The sequence below is a fragment of the Salinisphaera sp. genome (assembly GCF_035690525.1).
Lineage (GTDB): Bacteria > Pseudomonadota > Gammaproteobacteria > Nevskiales > Salinisphaeraceae > Salinisphaera.
In genome coordinates this window covers 1-18,114 of record NZ_DASSKM010000100.1, presented here as the reverse complement: position 1 = coordinate 18,114, position 18,114 = coordinate 1, and the positions used below count along the sequence as shown (strand labels likewise).

Sequence of the window (18,114 nt, the reverse complement as noted above, 5' to 3'; positions counted from 1 at the left end):
CGGCGCTTTACGCATATTCTGGTCGACGAGTTCCAGGACACCAATGCGCTGCAGTATGCCTGGATACGGCTTCTGGCCGGCGCCACCGGCCGTGTGTTCATCGTCGGCGACGACGACCAGTCGATCTATTCCTGGCGCGGCGCGCAGGTCGGCAACATCCTGCGTTTCGAGGACGACTTCGCGCCGGCGCAGACCGTGCGGCTGGAACAGAATTATCGCTCCACCGGTACGATCCTGGCGGCCGCCAACGGCCTGATCGGCCACAATCTCTCGCGGCTCGGCAAGGAACTATGGACGGCCGGCGCCGAGGGCGAGCCGATCGATGTCTATGCCGCCTTCAACGAATACGACGAGGCCCAGCATGTCGTCACGCGTATCGGCAACTGGATCGCGGACGGCGGGGCGCGTTCGGACGTGGCCATCCTGTATCGATCCAACGCCCAGTCGCGGGTGCTGGAGGAACGCCTGATCGCCGCGGAGATTCCGTATCGCATCTACGGCGGCCAGAAATTCTTCGAGCGCGCCGAGATCAAGGACGCGCTGGCCTATCTGCGCCTGATCCAGTCCCGATCCGACGACGCCGCCTTCGAGCGCATCGTCAATACACCGACCCGCGGCATCGGCAACACCACGGTCGACAAGATCCGGGCCCACGCGCGCGCCGGCGCCATGAATCTCTGGCAGGCCGCCTACGAGTTGGCCGAGCCCGGTAATCCACAGGGGCTGGCCGCGCGGGCGGCCAAGTCGGTGATGAACTTCATCGCGCTGATCGATGAACTGGACGCCGGCGTCGAGGACATGGCACTGCACGAGGCCACCGAGCACGTCATCGCCGTCACCGACCTCAAGGGCCATCACGGCAAGGGCAACGACGAGAAAGCCGAAGGCCGCAAGGACAACCTGGATGAACTGGTCTCGGCCGCGCGTGCCTATACGCCGGACGACGACGAGACCATGGACGAGATCACCCAGTTTCTTGCCTATGCCTCGCTGGAGGCCGGCGAGGCGCAGGCCGGGGAATGGGACGATTCGGTCCAGCTCATGACGCTGCATGCGGCCAAGGGCCTCGAGTTTCCGTTGGTGTTCATGGTCGGCCTGGAAGAGGGCCTGTTCCCGCACCAGCGCTCGACCGAGGACGAAAACGGGCTCGAGGAAGAACGCCGGCTGGCCTATGTCGGCATGACGCGGGCGATGGAAAAGCTCAATCTCTCGCATGCCGAGGTGCGTCGCTTGCACGGCCAGGAGAATCTGGCCGCGCCGTCACGCTTTCTGCGCGAGATCCCGCCGGAGTATCTGCGCGAGACCCGCCCGCAGGCCGGCATATCGCAGCCGGTGTTCCGGCCCGGGCCGACCGGACGCGGCGAGGCAAAAGCCGGCGGCCTGGGGCTCGGCCAGCGCGTGGTGCATAAAAAGTTCGGCGAGGGCACGGTACTGGCCTTCGAGGGCGACGGCGCCCGCGCGCGCATCCAGGTCAACTTCGACCGGGCCGGCAGCAAGTGGCTGATCGCCGGCTACGCCAAGCTCGATCCGGTCTGACTACGCACCGAGGTCCGTCGTTTCGGCCCGATAATCGCGCTAACCCGCGCTATATTCTCAATGCGTAGATCGAAATTATTTTTTATGACGGGGGAATCGATGCAATATCGGCGGATGACGATGCGCCTGGCGGGCGCGATGCTGTGTCTGGTTACGCTATTGGCCGCCGCACCCGCCTCGGCTCAGGCTGCGGCGGCGCCCGGCGCGGATAGCGCCTTACCGCCCGGCGAAGCGGGCAAGACATTGACCGTCGGCACCAAAATCTCGCCGCCGTTCGTGATGCGCGATGATGGCAACGGCTACAAGGGGCTGTCGATCGCGCTCTGGCGGCGCGTGGCCGATAAGCTCGGGTTGAAGACGCACTACGTCGAGCGGGATCTGTCGGCGCTGTTTACCGGGCTGGAAAACGGTGATCTGGATGTGTCGGTGGCCGCATTGACCGTGACCGAGCCGCGCGAGACGCGCGTGGACTTCACTTATCCTTTCTATTCCACCGGGCTGGCGATCGCGGTACCGGCGGCACAGGGCGGCAGCTTAGGGGCGACCGTGCGCCGCTTCTTCTCCTGGCAATTCTTCACCGCGCTGGGCGCATTGGCCGGCATACTTCTGCTGGTCGGCATGGCGGTCTGGGCCTTCGAGCGGCACCGCAACCGCGATGAGTTCGGCGGCGGCGTGCTCAACGGTCTGGGCAGCGGCTTCTGGTGGGCCGCCGTGACCATGACCACCGTGGGTTACGGCGACAAGTCGCCGCGCACGCTGGGCGGGCGGCTGGTCGGCCTGGTCTGGATGTTCGCGGCCGTTATCATCATTTCCAGTTTCACGGCGGCGATCGCGACCTCGCTGACGGTGGGGCAATTGTCCAGCGGTATTCGCGGCGTCAACGACTTGGCGCATGCGCGTGTGACCACGGTGGCCGAATCGGCGGCGGCGAAGGCGTTGCGCGATCGCGGCATCTCGTTTCACGCGCGGGATTCGCTCGACGATGCGCTCAAGGCGCTGGCCGCCGGGCGCGTGGACGCCGTGGTCTACGATGCGCCGCTGCTGAAATACCGGGTCCGGCAGGAATTCCCGAATCAGGAGACGGTGCTCGCCAAAACCTTCGAGCGTCAGGATTATGCTTTCGCGCTGCCGCAGGGCAGCAAGCTGCGCGAACCGATCAACCGGGCGATTCTAGCCGTGTTGGCCGGCAACGATTGGAACCGGCTCGTCGCCCGGTTCATAGGCACGCCCTAGCCCGCGCGACGCCGGCGCCCGGTCAATCGGTCCGGTCAATCAGCTTGGCGCACCATGGTTTCGATGCCGTGCGATTGTAGCCGCCGGGCGAGCGAGTGCGCTTTGTCGTTAGAGGCGAATACGTTGCTCTGCACGCGATAGATCGTCTTGCCCGACGCGGTTTGGACATCGACGATGTCCGAGCTTACGCCGAGCAGCGCGAGCCGCGCCTTGCGACGATCGGCATCGTCTTCGCGCGAAAAGGCCCCGGCCTGGATCACGTATCCCGGGCCGGTGGCGCCCTGATCGGCCGGCTGCGGCGGTGGGTTATCCGGTTCTGCACGGCCGGCGTCGGCTGGCGGCGCGCTGCTCGGGGCCGGCGCCAGAGCCGAAGTATTAGTCGCGGCCGGTTCGGCTTCGTGCGGCGCGTTGTCGTCGCTAACGGGCTGCTCGGCGTGCTGGCCGGCCGGGACTTCGACTTCGTAATTCGGCAGCATCTTGTAAAACGAGAAGCGCGGCTCGGCCTTGTTTTTGTCTTCGGTCGGGCCGGTGCTCGCGTTGCCGGCGTCGATCGCGCCGGCGTCGTCGCCGTCCTGGACCGGTTCGCTGTGGGCCGGTTCGCCGTTGGGCAGGTCGATGCTCACGCTTTCCGGCCCGTGACCGGCCGGCCGCGAGGCGATGTAGTACACCGAAGCCCCGGCGACCGCGAGAAAGACGCCGCACAGCAGCCAGATGCAACCGGGGGCCCCGGAGCCCACGGTGGATGCGCCGCGCTTGCGAGAGCCGCCGTTGCGGGCCGGCTTCTTGCCCGACGAGGGCTTTTTTTTCTGCCGCACCGGGCGGGCCGCGGCGGCGGGCCGTTTCCCGGCCTTACGCTTGCCGTTGCCGTTCTGCGAGCCGTCGTGGCGCGAGGAGTAGTCGCGGGCCATTTAGCAAAAACCTCGTCGGGTCACATCCGTTCCGGTGCCGAGACGCCCAGCAGCGCCAGGCCGTTGGCGATCATCTGACGCGTCGCCATGATCAGGGTCAGGCGGGCGTTGCGCAGCCCGGTATCGTCGATCACGAATTTTTGGGCGTTGTAATAACTGTGAAACGCGTCGGCGGTATCGCGTAAATAGTGCGCGACGCTCTGTACGGCCGAATCGGCCGCCGCGGCGGCCACGATTTCCGGAAAGCGCGATAAGGCCGTGATCAGGCGTTGTTCGTGTTCGGAATCCAGACGCGTCATGTCCGCCGCGCCGCGATCATACGCCAAGCCCTGTTCGTCGAGCTGACGAAACACGCTGGCGATGCGCGCATGGGCGTACTGGATGTAATAGACCGGGTTGTCCTCGGACTGGCTGCGCGCCAGATCGATATCGAAGGTCAGATGTGAATCCGATTTGCGCGCGACCAGGAAATAACGGGTCGCATCGCGGCCGACCTCGTCGATCAGATCGCGCACGGTCACATAGGAGCCGGCGCGCTTGGACAGTTTCACTTCCTCGCCGCCGCGCATGACGGTGACCATCTGGTGCAGGACATAGGCCGGCCAGCCGTCGGGAATACCGATGTCCAGTGCGGCTAGGCCGGCGCGCACGCGGGCGATGGTGCCGTGGTGGTCCGCGCCCTGCTCGTTGATGGCGTGGGTGAAGCCGCGCTCCCACTTGGCCCGGTGGTAGGCCACATCCGGCACGAAGTAGGTATACCCGCCCTCGGCCTTGCGCATGACGCGGTCCTTATCGTCGCCGTAGTCGGTGGTCTTCAACCACAGCGCGCCGTCGGCCTCGTAGGTATGACCGGCGGCAACGAGTGCTTCGACCGTTTCCTCGACGCGGCCGTCGGCGTATAGCGCGGATTCCAGCGCGTAGTTGTCGAACGCCACGCCGAAGGCGCGCAGATCCTGGTCCTGTTCGCGGCGCAGATAGGCGACCGCGAATTCGCGAATGGCGTTCATGTCGTTTCGGTCGGCCAGCCCGGTCACCTCGCGGTCGTCCGCGGCCACGCTCGCCCCGGCCAGATAGGCCGCGGCCACGTCGGCCAGATATTCGCCGCGATAGCCGGCTTGCGGCCAGTCGGCGTGGTCCGGGGTCAGGCCGGCGCAGCGCGCCGCGACCGAGACGGCGAGATTGTCGATCTGCACGCCGGCGTCGTTGTAGTAGAACTCGCGGGTCACGTCCCAGCCGGTGGCCTCGTACAGTCGCGCGAGACAGTCGCCCACCGCCGCACCGCGTCCATGACCGACATGCAGCGGCCCGGTCGGGTTGGCCGAGACGAACTCGATGAGCACTTTCCGGCCCTGGCCGACATCCGAGCGGCCATAAGACTCGCCGGCCGCGATCGCCTCGTCGACGACGGCGCGAAAGGCGGCGGGCGCGAGGAAAAAGTTGATGAACCCCGGCCCGGCGATCTCGACTTTCGCGATGCGTTCGTCGTCGTCGAGCCGGTCCACGATCGCCTGCGCGATCTCGCGCGGGTTGCGGCGCGCGGCCTTGGTCAACTGCATCGCCAGATTGGAGGCGAAATCGCCGTGGGCGGCATCGCGGGTGCGCTCGACGTGGGGGTCGGTCGGCATGTCGAGCTCGGGCCAGGCGCGGGCGGCGGCGTTGACGAGCAGCTCTTGAACTAGTGCTTTCACGGCGAGAACAACGCGGAGGTCGGCGGAAAACCGTGCAGTCTAACGCCGGTGGGTGGCGCGGGCCATGTTTCGGTATCGAATGGTGGGCGATGTAGACCGTGCGCGGCTCAGATCAGGTCCTGCGGGTCCACATCGATCGACCAGCGTACGCGGCGGGCGGCCGGCAGCCCGCCGAGCTCGGACTGCCAGCGGTCGAGTACGGGATGCAGTAGCGCGCGGCGGGCGCCGTGCAGCAGCAGGTGCGCGCGATAGCGTCCGGCGCGCCGGGCCATGGGCGCCGGAACCGGGCCCCAGCAGGCCAGTTCGCCGGCCGGCGGGATGGTCGCGGCCGCCGCGGCCAGAAAATCGTGCGGATGGCGCGCATCGTGGGCCTCGGCGCGCAACAGGGCGAGATGCCCGTAGGGCGGCAGGGCGGTGGCTTTGCGCTCGGCCAGCGCGGCTTCGGCAAAGCCGGGATAACCGCCGTCCAGCAGGCGCGCGAGCATCGGGTGCTCGGGGTTGCGCGTCTGCAGCCAGACTTCGCCGGGCCGGTCGGCGCGCCCGGCGCGCCCGGCCACCTGGGTGACGACCTGTGCCATATGCTCGGCGGCGCGGAAATCGGCGGAAAACAGCCCGCCGTCCACATCGAGCACGCCCACGCAGGTCAAGCGCGCGAAATCGTGACCCTTGGCCAGCATCTGGGTGCCGACCAAAAGCTGGGTCGCGCCGCTGGCGACGTCGGCGAGCTGGGCTTCGAGCCGCCCCTTGCGCGCCATGCTGTCGCGATCGAAACGCGCGACCGGCACATCGGGAAAATGGCTGCGCAGCGCACCGGCCACGCGCTGCGTGCCGGCGCCGAGCGCGACCAGCGACTCGCTGCCGCATGACGGGCAGGCGCTGGGGGCGTTTTCCGCGCTGCCGCAGTGGTGGCAGATCAACCGGCTCATCGCGCCGTGCACCGTCATCGCGGCGTCGCAGCGATGGCACGGCGCGCTCCAGCCGCAGTCGTGACACAGCAGGGCCGGGGCGAAACCGCGCCGGTTGATGAAGATCATCACCTGATTGCCGGCCTCCAGATGCGGCCGGATACGATCGATCAACGGCTCCGACAGGCCGCCGTCCAGCGGGCGCGAGCGGATATCGATCAGGCGGATGGCCGGCAGCGCGGCGCCGGTCGCCCGGCGGGTCAGCTTGCGGTGATCGAAGCGTCCCGCGCGGGCGTTGTGCAGCGTCTCCAGCGCCGGGGTGGCGCTGCCGAGCAGGATCGGGATCGCGGCGTCCTGGGCGCGCTTGAGCGCCACGTCGCGGGCGTGGTAGCGCAGCCCGTCGCTTTGCTTGTAGGAGCCGTCGTGCTCCTCGTCGACGATGATCAGCCCGAGCCGCGGCATGGGCGTGAACACGGCCGAGCGCGTGCCGATGACGATATCGGCCGCGCCGGCGGCGGCCGCTTTCCAGACATCGGCGCGTTCGCCGTCGGAACGCTGTGAGTGGAGTACACCGATCGCGGCGGCAAAGCGCGAGCGCAGGCGGTCGATGAGCTGCGGGGTCAGGCCGATCTCCGGCGCCAGAAATAACACCTGGCGGCCGGCCGCCAGTGTATCGGCCATGCGGCGGAAATAGATTTCGGTCTTGCCGGAACCGGTCACGCCCTCGACCAGGGCGGGCGCGAACCCGGCGGCCGCGCGCAATGCCTCGACCACGACGTGCTGATCGGCGGTCAGTTCCGGCGGGGTGCCGGCAGTGCCCGTTTCGAGCCCGCCCGGCAGTTCGACGGCCTGAATCAGGCCGCGTTCGGCCAGCGCCTTGAGCGGGCGCTGGGCGCCTGGAAAGCGCGCCAACAGAGTGCTGTGCGCCACGGCGTTTCCGGCCGCGCGGAGCATCGTCAGCAGCTCCTTTTGTCTTGGCGCGCGCACCAGGGCGGTCTCGGGGTCGATTGCGGGCTCGGCGCAGGCTTGCCAGCCGCGGTTGCGAGTGGTCTCGGCCGTGGCCCGGATGCGGCGCAGGGCGGTCGGCAGAGCGGTGGCGAGCGCCTCGCCGAGCGGATGATGATAGTAACGCGCGGTCCAGCGCAGCAGCTTGAGCAGCGCCGCGTCGAACAGCGGCGTGGCGTCGAGCAGGCGCAGTACCGGCTTGAGACGCGCGGCCGCGACTGGGCTGTCGACGTCGACCGCGACCACCACCCCGATCAGCGTCCGGCGTCCGAAGCGAACCTGCACACGCGCCCCGGGTTTTGCCCCGGCACCGGATTCGATCAGATAGTCGAAAGTGCCGTCAAGCGGCACCGGAACGGCTACCCGGATAGTTCGGTAATCCTGTGCGATCAACAGTCTACGGCCTGTGGATAAGTGCGTGGATAAATTTGGGAGCATCCGCTCATAGGAAGGAGCTAACGCCGGCCCGGTTATGAAAGATTATATAAATACCTTTGTTGTTCAGAGGTTTATTAATTTATTTGGCGAGTTGGTGCGGCCGCCCGGCCGGCCAATGGCGCCGGTGGACACTGTGGATTTGTGCACAACTCGATATGTACGGAAGACTTTCGGACGCTTCACGATGGGATCGACGACTGTCAAGGGGGTGTGACGTTGAAGGGCAGCCTATTATCGTTAATACAAGGCATCCTTTAACGCCCGGCGCCGTTGCCGATACGACGCAGTTCATCCAGCATCGACAAGGTGAGGCCCCACAACCGGCGCCCATCGCCGCAGTCGTAGCAGGGCATCGACTTGGCCAGGCACTGGGCCAGGCCCTGGAGGCGCCACGTCAGCCGCCCGCGGTTGGCCGGCTCGTCGAGCCACGCCAGCGCAATCCATTGCCAGCCGGCAATTTCCTCGTTGGGCGTGATGCGCGCCCCGAGCGGCCAACGATACACGAACGGCGAGATCACCATCGGGCGTCGGCGCCGGTGGTCGAGCGTGAGCCGATCCGACAGCCGGCCGAGCCCCAGCGATCGGTCGATGGCGATGCCGATCTCTTCGCCGGTCTCGCGGCAGGCGGCGCGCGATGCACTGGCGTCGTCGCCGGCCTCGATACGCCCGCCCGGCAGCGCAAGATCGCCTGACCACGGATCGCCGGGACGATGGGCGCGTTCGATCACCAGCACCTCCGCGCCTTGCCGCGAATCGCGCAGCAGCGCCGCCACGGCCGCGCGCTTGAGCCGCCGCCGCAGAGGATTGCGACGCGGCCGATGCTGTTCGAGCCGAATGACGAGGGGCGCGAGTTCGTGCATGGCCGAACAGGATACGACCGTTGCCGGCCGCATGCAGGATGCCGCCGGATCGGAAAAAGCCGCCCGCAGCGCCGGTCAGATTTGTTTCAAGCCGCCAGTGAGATCGGAACACACCTGCTTGGCATCGCCGAACACCATGCGCGTGTTATCGCCGAAGAACAGGTGGTTGGTTACGCCCGAGAAGCCGGTGCCCTTGCCACGCTTGATGACGTACACTTCGCGCGCGGCTTCCACGTTGAGAATGGGCATGCCGTAGATCGGGCTTTTTTCGTCGTCCTTGGCGGCCGGGTTGACCACGTCGTTGGCGCCGATGACGAGCGCGGCGTCGGCGTTGGGGAATTCCGGATTGATTTCTTCCAGATCGTAGATCAGGTCGTAGGGCACGCCGGCCTCGGCCAGCAGCACGTTCATATGGCCCGGCATGCGGCCGGCCACCGGGTGGATGGCGAACTTCACGTCCACCCCGTGCTCTTTTTGCAGCATCTGCACGAATTCCCACAGCTTGTGCTGGGCCTGGGCCACCGCCAGGCCGTAGCCGGGGACCACGATCAAGCTGTCGGCGTAGGCCATCGAGGCCGCGGCGTCGAAGGCTTCGACCGATTTCATCTCGCCTTCGGGGCCTTCGGCCTGGCTGCCGTCATCCACGCCGAAGCCGGCGAACAGCACGTTGGCCAGCGAACGGTTCATGGCCTGGGCCATCAACCAAGTCAAAAGCGAACCGGCGGCGCCGACCACCATGCCGGCGATGATCATGGCCGGGTTGCCCAGCGCGTAGCCCTCGAACGCCACCGCCAAGCCGGTGAAGGCGTTGTACATGGAAATCACGACCGGCATGTCGGCGCCGCCGATCGGAATCGTCAGCACAAGGCCGTACAAGAAGGCCGCGATGAAGAACAATGTGACCAGCACCGGCGCGCTGACGCTTGAAGCCAGCGTCCAGATGCCGAACAACAGAATCAGCACAATCAGCGCGATGCTGACCAGCTTCTGGCCGGGGATCCGCAGCGATTTATCGAGCTTGCCCTCGAGCTTGGCCCAGGCGATCAGCGAGCCGGAAAACGAGACCGCGCCGATCAATTCGCCGAGCACGGCCATGAACAGCACCGCTTCGCCCTGTAGGAAAGCTTCGTGGGAATAGAGTTCGACCAGCGCGATGGCCGCCGCCGCGCCGCCGCCCATGCCGTTGAAGATCGCCACCATCTGCGGCATGGCCGTCATCTGCACGCGCTTGCCGACGATCCAGGCCGCCGTGCCGCCGATCGCGATGGCGAGGATCATCAGCAGATAATTCCACCACGGGCCGTTGATCGCGGGGTGGGCAAAAGTGAACAGGATCGCCAGGCCCACGCCCGCGCCGGCCCACTTGATGCCGGCCTGCGCGGTGCGCGGCGAACTCATCTGCTTCAGCCCGTAGATGAACGCGACCGCCGCGAAGAAATAGCTGATATTAACGACGTAGTACCAAGCGCCCATAGCTTTCAATCCCTGCTGTTATCCCCTTACAACGCGCTGGCGTGCGGGTTTTAATCCTTGGAGGTTTTGAACATGCCCAGCATGCGTTCGGTGACCACATAACCGCCGGTCACGTTGGCGGCGGCCAGCGCCACGCCGAGGAAGCCGATCAAGGTTTCCCAGAACCCGTCGGCGTTGCCGAGCGCGACCATGGCGCCGACCAGCACGATGCCGTGCACGAAATTCGAGCCCGACATCAGCGGCGTGTGCAGGATGGTCGGCACGCGGCCGATGATCTCGTAGCCGGTAAAGGCCGCGAGCATGAAAATATAGAGTGCGACAAAGCCTGTAATCATGAGCTTTCCTCCGCGGATGTCCTGTCGTTGCCGGCGTCGTCGTCGCGGCCCAGCGCGACCTTGACCGATTCATTGACCAGTTCGCCGTCGCGGGTCAGCACCGCCTTGGCGAGAATCTCGTCGTCCCAGTTGAATTCGAGCTTGTGCTTTTTGTCGCCCGGCTTGGCGTCTTCCTGACCTTCTTCCTCTACGAGAACGAGTTGCAGGAAGTTGAACAGGTTCTGCGCATACATCTCGCTGGCGTGTTCGGCCAACAGCGACGGCATGTTCGACGGCCCGTGGATGGTCACCGCGCCGTGGGTGACGATTTCATCAGGCTGGGTCAGTTCGCAGTTGCCGCCGCCGGCCGCGGCCAAGTCGATGATCACCGCGCCTGGCTTCATCCCCTCGACCATGGCCTTGGACACGATCTTGGGCGCCGGTCGGCCCGGCACGGCGGCGGTGGTGATCACCGCGTCCGCCTCGGCCATGTTGTCGGCCAGCATCTGCTGCTGTTTCTTTTTCTCGTCGTCGGTCAGTTCGCGCGCGTAACCGCCTTCGGCCTCCGCTTTCACGCCTTCGGCGACCAAAAACTCGGCGCCGAGCGATTCCACCTGTTCCTTGGTGTCGGTGCGCACGTCGTAACCATAGACCTTAGCGCCGAGGCGTCCGGCGGTGGCGATCGCCTGCAGGCCGGCCACGCCGGCGCCGATCACCAGCACCTTGGCCGGCCGGATCGTGCCGGCGGCGGTGGTCAGCATCGGCAGAAAACGTTCCAGGGCGTTTGCCGCGATCAACGCGGCCTTGTAGCCGGCGGCGTTGGCCTGCGAGGACAGCGCGTCCATCGACTGGGCCCGGCTGATGCGCGGAATCAGTTCCATGGCGAAGCAGGTCACGCCGTTCTTGACCAAAGCATCGACGACGTCGGGATTGTTATGGCCCTGAACAAAGCTGATCAGCACCGATCCCCTCTTCATCTTGCCGATCTGCTTGACCTCGGGCGCATTGACCGCGAGGACCACGTTGGCGCCATAGATTTCGTCGGCGCGCCCGGATAGCGTCACCGGCTCGGCATAGGACGCATCGGGAATGCGGCTGCCTTCACCCGCGCCCTTGGCGAGGGTGAGCGTTACGTCCATCTTGGTCAGCTTGGCCGCCACCTTGGGTACCATCGCGACGCGCTTTTCGCCCGCCGCCGTCTCCTTCGCTACAGCAATCGATATGGTCATGTTGTTGTTCGGTTCGTTCCGAATATCGGTGATGTTGTTATTGGCCGCCGGTTGCCGGCCGCTCCCCTGGGCGACGCTGTGCCAGTGATCGCCGCCCGCCGAGTCTACGCATATAAACGACTCGATAGCGAGCGCATAAGAATATAACTTTCGATCGACGGTTGAATTTTCCGGCGCGCGAGCAAGGTTGGCGGCGAGTTCAGCCGCCGGGCGAGGGCGTTTGGAGCTTTTGTTCGACATAGCTGTCGGGAATCGCGAACCGGCGGTCCGCGATAGGGTCGTGGCTGACGGCCGCCAGTTCGCGCCGCTCGCCGGAGACGCTGTCCACGAACCGGACCGGCATGCCCGATAAATCGCGATAGGGCAAGCCGATGCCTTCCAGGCCGGTGCTCTCGAGCATGTCGTGCAACAGCGCGAACATCGATTTTACGGTATCGAAACTGTCGTCCGAGATGCCCAGCGCGCCGGCCTCGGCCACGCACATCTTATTCGCCGGGCGGCCGTCGCGCACGATCTGGATCACGTTGCAGGAAATGCCGTCGACCGTGTCGGTCGCGCCGGTGTGATCCAGCCCGACCGACTGGCTCCCGCCGTCGAGCGCCGGGATTTTCTCGGCCATGGCCGCACGGGCGGCCGGGCGCCGGTCGGCGGGAATCTGCTGCAGGCGGTTTTCGATACGAGCGCGCAGCGCATCCAGTTGATGCCGAATCTCGCCGGCGGTGTCCTTGTCGAGACGGGTGTAGGTCCGGTCGCTCGGCGAGACCGAAAAGATCGCGGGATCGTCTTTTTTGTACAGTTGCCAGCCGCTGCCGTCGCCATCGATGCGCACGGCATCCGGCGTGATATAGACCTTGTACTGGCCGCTGGCGCCGACATAGGTCAGCGTGGTGTCGGCACTGGCCACACCGGCGACCGTCGCCAAACCGAGGACCGCCGCCGCGCCCGCGGCGCGCCACAGATATCGCATCATCGCTCTTTCTCCAGGATATTCCCGTCCGGCTAACGTGGCGCCGGTCGGCGATACGTCAGTACACTATCCACATGCTGCTGATCGATGCCAGCGTCTATATCTTCCGGGCGTTCCATGCATTGCCGGACTCTATCACCGGGGCCGGCGGCCGGCCGCTGAACGCCGTGCACGGTTATGTCGGTTTTCTCGCCGGCGTGCTTGCGGTTACGGATGAAAAGCGGGTCGCGGCGGCGTTCGACGAGTCGTTGACCGGTTCGTTTCGTAATGCGTTCTTTGCCGATTACAAGGCCAACCGCGAACAGCCGCCGGCCGATCTCGTCGATCAGATCGGCGCCTGTCGGGCGATCACCGAGGCGCTCGGCGTGGCCACGCTGTCCAGCCCGCGTTACGAGGCCGACGATCTGATCGCCACCCTGGCCACCCTGGCGAAGGGCGCCGGCGAGCCGGTCACGGTGGTCACCTCCGACAAGGATCTCGCGCAGATTTTAGGCGACGACGATACGCTATGGGATTACGCCCGCGAGACCCGCTATGACCGCGCCGCGATCGTCGAGCGTTTCGGCGTGGCGCCCGAGGCGATTCCGGATTATCTGGCTCTGGTCGGCGACACGGTCGACAACATTCCCGGCGTGCCCGGCATCGGCGCTAAGACGGCGGCGGCACTGCTGTCGTGTTTTTCCGATATCGAGGCCATGCTGGCCGACCTCGATGCTGTAAGCGCCGCCCCTATCCGAGGCGCGAAATCCCTGGTGTCCAGGCTCGAAAAGCACGCGGCGCAGGCGCGCCTGTCGCGGCGGCTGGCGAGCCTGGTCGGCGACATCGATCTCGATCCCGATCAGCGCGCCATCGCGCGCCGCGCGCCCGATACCGTGCGGCTGGCCGCGCTGTGCGACGAGTTGGGCGCGGGGCCCGGGCTGCGGCGCCGGCTCGGTCTGGGCCAGGCCGAAGGCGCGACCCCTTGAACGATTGGCCGGCCATCGAGCAAGCGATCGCGGCCGCCACCGGGCGCCCGTTTTCGATCACCGAACATCGAGCGGCGTTCGGCGGCGATATCAACGATGCGCATGTGATCGCCGACGGCGAGCGGCGATTCTTCGTCAAAACCAACACCGCCGACCAGCGCGCCATGTTCGAGGCCGAGGCCGCCGGCCTGGCCGAGTTGCGCCAGGCCACGCTGCTGCGGGTGCCCGCGCCGGTCGTGGTCGACGCCGCCGGCGATACCGCCTTTATCGTGCTCGAATACATCGAGCTGGCGCGGCCCACCCGGGAATCGATGGCCCGGCTCGGCGACGGGCTGGCCGAGTTGCACGGCATCGTCGCCGCCCGTCACGGCTGGGATCGCGACAACACGCTCGGCCCGAACCCGCAGCACAACACCCGGCACGCGGACTGGACCGAGTTCTGGCGCGAGAATCGCCTGGCGGTGATGCTCGATGCGTTGGCGCCGGATTATCCCGATGTCGCGCGTGACGGCGACCGGCTGCTGGCCGTGTTGCCCGATCTGCTGGCTGGGCATCGCCCCGAGGCTTCGCTGCTGCACGGCGATCTCTGGGGCGGCAACGCCGGCACGGACGCCGACGGCCGTCCGGTGATTTACGATCCGGCGGTCTATTACGGCGACCGCGAGACCGATCTGGCGCTGACCGAGCTGTTCGGCGGCTTCGCGCCCGATTTCTACCAGGCCTACTGGGGGGCCTGGCCGGCGTCGCCCGGCTATCGCGAGATCCGGCGGCCGTTGTACCAACTGCATCACCTGCTTAATCACGCACGCCTGTTCGGCGGCGGTTACGCGGCCCAGTCGCGACGCGTCATGGGCCAGCTCATCGCGCACGTCTAAATGCACGTCGCAGGGCCTATGGCACGGCCGATCGCAGCGCCGTTACAATAGGCGCCCTGCTATTTCAAGCGCGCGGCGCGCCATGAGCGAGATCACCGTCCTCGACACCCGGCCCGCGACCGGTCTGACGCCCGGCTCGAACGCGGCCAACAAACTGACCAAGCGGCTGCGCCGCCAGGCCGGCCAGGCGATCGTCGACTACGGCATGATCCGGGACGGCGAGCGCATCATGGTCTGTCTTTCCGGGGGCAAGGACAGCTATACCCTGCTCGATACGCTGTTGTATCTGCGGCAGGTCGCGCCGGTGTCGTTCACGTTGCGCGCGGTGAATCTCGACCAGAAGCAGCCGGGTTTTCCCGCGCACATCCTGCCGGGCTATCTGCGTGAACTCGGCGTGGACTACGAGATCATCGAGCGCGATACCTACTCGGTGGTCACCGAGAAGATCGCGCCGGGCGCCACCTTATGCGGGCTGTGCTCGCGCCTGCGGCGCGGCATTTTGTATCGCTACGCGCGCGAGAACGGCTTCACCCGCATCGCGCTCGGCCATCATCGCGACGATATCGTGGAAACGATGTTTCTCAACATGTTCCACGGCGCGCGCATGGCGGCCATGCCGCCGAAGCTGAAGTCCGACGACGGCGACAACGTCGTGATCCGGCCGCTGGCCTACTGCGCCGAGGCCGATATCGAAAAATACGCGCGGCTCAGGCAGTTTCCCATCATCCCCTGCAATCTCTGCGGCTCACAGGAGAATATGGCGCGCCAGAACGTCAAGGCGATGCTGGCCGACTGGGAACGGGTCGATCCGGGCCGTAGCGAGCGTATCTTTCGTTCGATCACGCGGATCGCGCCCTCGCAGATGGCCGACGGCGGACTGTTCGATTTCGCCGGGCTGGAAGTCGATGCCGACCGGCGTTGAATGGGCCGGCGCCGGCCGCGTAGCCGGCAAGAGGCGTTCACGAGTTCTTGAAAACGATTCTCAACCTCCGCATACTCACGGATACGCTGTGCACGTTTGTACACTCCAGCGCAAGACTGACGCTTTCTGACGAGGGTCGCCAAGCAATGAGCGAAACACGACGGTTTCCGGCCAACCAGCATATGGATGACCACTTCGACTGGTGGAACTTTCTGCCGATGGGCCTGCTGCATCTGGCCCTGATCGGTATCTGGTGGACCGGCTTCACCTGGACGTCGGTAATTCTGTGCGTGTTCCTGTACGCGGCGCGCGTTTTCGGTATTACCGCCGGCTATCACCGCTACTTCTCGCATCGCGGTTACAAGACCAGCCGCGTGTTCCAGTTCATGCTGGCGTTTCTGGGCGCGACCGCCATGCAAAAAGGCCCGCTCTGGTGGGCGGCCAAGCATCGCGAGCATCATCGCGACGCCGATGAGCCCGAGGATTCGCATTCGCCGCGCCAGTACGGGGTATTCGATGCCCATATCGGCTGGGTCTACCGCGAGGCGCGTTCCAATCCTGATATGGATCTGATCAAGGATTTTTCCAAGTATCCGGAGCTGCGCTGGATCGAGAAGCATCAGTACGCGCCCGGTATCATCCTGGCCTTGGTGTGCTTTGCCATCGGCGGCTGGTCCGGCCTGTTCGTGGGCTGGCTGCTGTCGACCATCCTGGTCTATCACGCCACATTCACCATCAACTCGCTGAACCATATGATCGGCCGGCAGCGCTATCTCACCGGCGACGATTCGCGCAACAACTGGTTCCTGGCCCTGGTCTCGATGGGCGAGGGCTGGCACAACAACCACCATTACTATCCCGCGACCGCCCGCAACGGCTTCTTCTGGTGGGAGATCGATACCACCTATTACATCCTGCTCGGTTTCAAGAAGCTGGGCCTGGTGTGGGATCTGCGTCAGCCGCCCAAGACCATTCTCGCCAACGAGAAGGCGCCGACCCAGAAGATCATCGACAAATGCGCGGTTTATATCGCCGAAGGCTTTTCGGCCGAGCGCATCAGCGCCAACATCCGCGAGCGCTGGGAGGGCAGCCACGTCATGGACGATCTGCGCAATCATGCCCGCGACACCTGGACGGCCGCCGAAAACTATCTCGCCGAGATCGAGTTGCCGGAATTCCCGAGCGCCGAGGAACTCAAGGCCCGAGCGCACAAGCAGTTCAAGATCCGGCACGAGGGTCTGGATCGGGCCATCGAACGCGCGCAGGACATGCTGCGTCGTTCGGTCGCGCATCGCCTGATCGAGCAGGCCCGCTCGGAGCCGGCCCCGGCTTAGCCGACGAGCTGGAGATCTGCCAGCCCGCGACGGCCTTCCGTCGCGGGCTTTCTTTTGTTTCTTAATGATCGGCCGGCGACTGATTACATGGAACCGGCCGCCGGGATACGACGCGACTGCCAGTAGTGGCGACGCCAGTAAACATTGTCCAGGCGCGAGATGGTTACGCCCTGGCTGCTCGAGGCGTGCATGAAGCGCCCCTGGCCGAGATAGATGCCCACGTGATGCGATAGCGCTCCGGTCTTGAAGAAAACCAGATCGCCGGCCTCGAGATCGTGGCGCGGGATTAACATCCCCACCTGCGCTTGTTCGACCGTGGTGCGCGGCAGTTCGTAGGACTCGACCGCGTCGACGGTCTGGCGGACAAAACTGGAACAGTCCACGCCGTCGCGGCTCTGGCCGCCGTAGCGATAGGGAGTGCCGGCCCAGCGTTCGTACACCCGGTGCAGGGCCTTTTCCAGCCGCGCCGTGGCGCTGGATAGCAGACCGGAATCGGGCGAGGTACGGTTCTTAGCGCGCGAACTGGCGCCGCCTCCGGACCGGCTCGAATCGGACTGGCCGCGCTGCAGCCCCTGGCTGGCGCAGCCGCCGGCGGCCAGGACCACCGCCAAGATGATGATCGGTCGATAACGCCGCAGGCATGGTGTGCGCGCCGCCGTTTGCAGCAGTGCGCACGCCGCGTCCCCGGTGTTCGTGCCGTTTCTTTTAATGATTGCCAAACCCCGCCCTCGCAACCCCTGCGCAAGCTGCTTAAGATAGCCGCATGAACAGCGTCTTGAAAAGTTCCGGTGCATGAACCGGCCGATCACGGTCGCCGCGGTTGATCTCGGTTCCAACAGTTTCCATATGCTGGTCGTGCGCGCCGAACAGGGGCAGCGAAGGATACTCGACCGGCTCAAGGAATCGGTGCGCCTGGCCGGCGGGCTGTCCGGCGACGGCCGGATCGACGCGCCGACCCAGCAGCGGGCGCTCGCTTGCTTGGCGCGTTTCGGCCAGCGCCTGGCCCAGTTCGAGACCGCCCGGGTACGCGTGGTGGGCACCAACACGCTGCGCCAGGCGCATCGCGCCGGCGACTTCGTCGCCCGCGCCGAAACGGCGCTGGGCCACCCGATCGAAATCATCTACGGGGCCGAGGAAGCGCGGTTGATTTATGCCGGTGTGGCCGAGGATCTCGACCCGGGGGACGGGCAGCGCCTAGTGGTCGATATCGGCGGCGGCTCGACCGAGTTGGCGCTCGGCGACGGCCCGGCGCCGCGCCGCGCCGATAGCGTAGCCCTCGGCGCGGTAACCCATACCGCGCGTTTTTTCCCCGAAGGGCGGGTCGACAAGATCGCGTGGCGGGCCGCGGTCACCGAAGCCTGTCTGGCGCTCGAGCCACTGGCCTACGATTATCGGAGGCTGGGCTGGTCGACGGCGATCGGTGCCTCGGGGAGCATCAAGTCGGCCGCGCGCGCGGCCGACG

At 65.9% G+C, this 18,114-nt stretch carries 15 protein-coding genes and 1 pseudogene; 7 read left to right on the top strand and 9 right to left on the bottom strand.

Annotation, left to right across the window (positions count from 1 at the left end):
• Both VFJ08_RS07360 and VFJ08_RS07355 read left to right on the top strand, forming a co-directional pair.
• On the top strand, positions 1–1,536 hold a 1,536-nt coding region (locus tag VFJ08_RS07360; RefSeq protein ID WP_324996549.1), incomplete at its 5' end, for a 3'-5' exonuclease.
• Between the two features lie 99 nt (positions 1,537–1,635).
• On the top strand, positions 1,636–2,769 hold the full coding sequence (locus tag VFJ08_RS07355) for a transporter substrate-binding domain-containing protein (RefSeq protein WP_324996548.1): 1,134 nt from the start codon (positions 1,636–1,638) through the stop codon (positions 2,767–2,769).
• Between the two features lie 35 nt (positions 2,770–2,804).
• Here the strand turns inward: VFJ08_RS07355 and VFJ08_RS07350 are convergent, their stop codons facing one another.
• The 8 genes from VFJ08_RS07350 to VFJ08_RS07315 form a co-directional block, all read right to left on the bottom strand.
• On the bottom strand, positions 2,805–3,677 hold the full coding sequence (locus VFJ08_RS07350) for an SPOR domain-containing protein (protein WP_324996547.1): 873 nt from the start codon (positions 3,675–3,677) through the stop codon (positions 2,805–2,807).
• A 20-nt stretch (positions 3,678–3,697) separates the two neighbouring features.
• Positions 3,698–5,365, bottom strand: coding sequence for an arginine--tRNA ligase (argS, locus tag VFJ08_RS07345; protein ID WP_324996546.1), 1,668 nt, complete (start codon positions 5,363–5,365; stop codon positions 3,698–3,700).
• 107 nt (positions 5,366–5,472) lie between these two features.
• The gene (locus tag VFJ08_RS07340; RefSeq protein WP_414707042.1) at positions 5,473–7,665 is read right to left on the bottom strand and encodes a primosomal protein N'; all 2,193 of its coding nucleotides are present in this window, start codon (positions 7,663–7,665) and stop codon (positions 5,473–5,475) included.
• A gap of 302 nt (positions 7,666–7,967) precedes the next feature.
• Positions 7,968–8,573, bottom strand: a complete 606-nt coding sequence (locus tag VFJ08_RS07335; protein ID WP_324996544.1) for a CoA pyrophosphatase — start codon at positions 8,571–8,573, stop codon at positions 7,968–7,970.
• Between the two features lie 75 nt (positions 8,574–8,648).
• Positions 8,649–10,046: an NAD(P)(+) transhydrogenase (Re/Si-specific) subunit beta gene (locus VFJ08_RS07330; RefSeq protein WP_324996543.1), complete on the bottom strand. Its 1,398-nt coding sequence runs from the start codon at positions 10,044–10,046 to the stop codon at positions 8,649–8,651.
• A gap of 50 nt (positions 10,047–10,096) precedes the next feature.
• A complete protein-coding gene (locus VFJ08_RS07325; RefSeq protein WP_324996542.1) occupies positions 10,097–10,381 on the bottom strand; it encodes an NAD(P) transhydrogenase subunit alpha in 285 nt (94 codons plus the stop codon).
• Positions 10,378–11,589, bottom strand: coding sequence for an NAD(P) transhydrogenase subunit alpha (locus tag VFJ08_RS07320; protein WP_324996541.1), 1,212 nt, complete (start codon positions 11,587–11,589; stop codon positions 10,378–10,380). Before VFJ08_RS07320 ends, VFJ08_RS07325 begins: the two co-directional genes overlap by 4 nt.
• Before the next feature lie 199 nt (positions 11,590–11,788).
• Complete coding sequence (locus VFJ08_RS07315; protein WP_324996540.1) at positions 11,789–12,556, bottom strand: hypothetical protein; 768 nt, start codon at positions 12,554–12,556, stop codon at positions 11,789–11,791.
• A 74-nt stretch (positions 12,557–12,630) separates the two neighbouring features.
• Here VFJ08_RS07315 and VFJ08_RS07310 point away from each other — a divergent pair, with 74 nt between their 5' ends.
• The 4 genes from VFJ08_RS07310 (at position 12,631) to VFJ08_RS07295 (ending at position 16,652) form a co-directional block, all read left to right on the top strand.
• Complete coding sequence (locus tag VFJ08_RS07310; RefSeq protein WP_324996539.1) at positions 12,631–13,521, top strand: 5'-3' exonuclease; 891 nt, start codon at positions 12,631–12,633, stop codon at positions 13,519–13,521.
• Complete coding sequence (locus tag VFJ08_RS07305; RefSeq protein WP_324996538.1) at positions 13,518–14,396, top strand: fructosamine kinase family protein; 879 nt, start codon at positions 13,518–13,520, stop codon at positions 14,394–14,396. Before VFJ08_RS07310 ends, VFJ08_RS07305 begins: the two co-directional genes overlap by 4 nt.
• 82 nt (positions 14,397–14,478) lie before the next feature.
• A complete protein-coding gene (ttcA, locus tag VFJ08_RS07300) occupies positions 14,479–15,318 on the top strand; it encodes a tRNA 2-thiocytidine(32) synthetase TtcA (protein ID WP_324996537.1) in 840 nt (279 codons plus the stop codon).
• A 146-nt stretch (positions 15,319–15,464) separates the two neighbouring features.
• Positions 15,465–16,652 carry an acyl-CoA desaturase gene (locus VFJ08_RS07295; RefSeq protein WP_324996536.1) on the top strand — a complete coding sequence of 396 codons (1,188 nt, stop codon included), beginning with the start codon at positions 15,465–15,467 and terminating at the stop codon, positions 16,650–16,652.
• An 83-nt stretch (positions 16,653–16,735) separates the two neighbouring features.
• On the opposite strand, the gene VFJ08_RS07290 is transcribed toward VFJ08_RS07295, so the two are convergent.
• Complete coding sequence (locus tag VFJ08_RS07290; protein ID WP_324996535.1) at positions 16,736–17,371, bottom strand: C40 family peptidase; 636 nt, start codon at positions 17,369–17,371, stop codon at positions 16,736–16,738.
• A 73-nt stretch (positions 17,372–17,444) separates the two neighbouring features.
• Here VFJ08_RS07290 and VFJ08_RS07285 point away from each other — a divergent pair.
• Positions 17,445–18,114, top strand: a pseudogene (locus tag VFJ08_RS07285) (exopolyphosphatase); the annotation flags it as partial.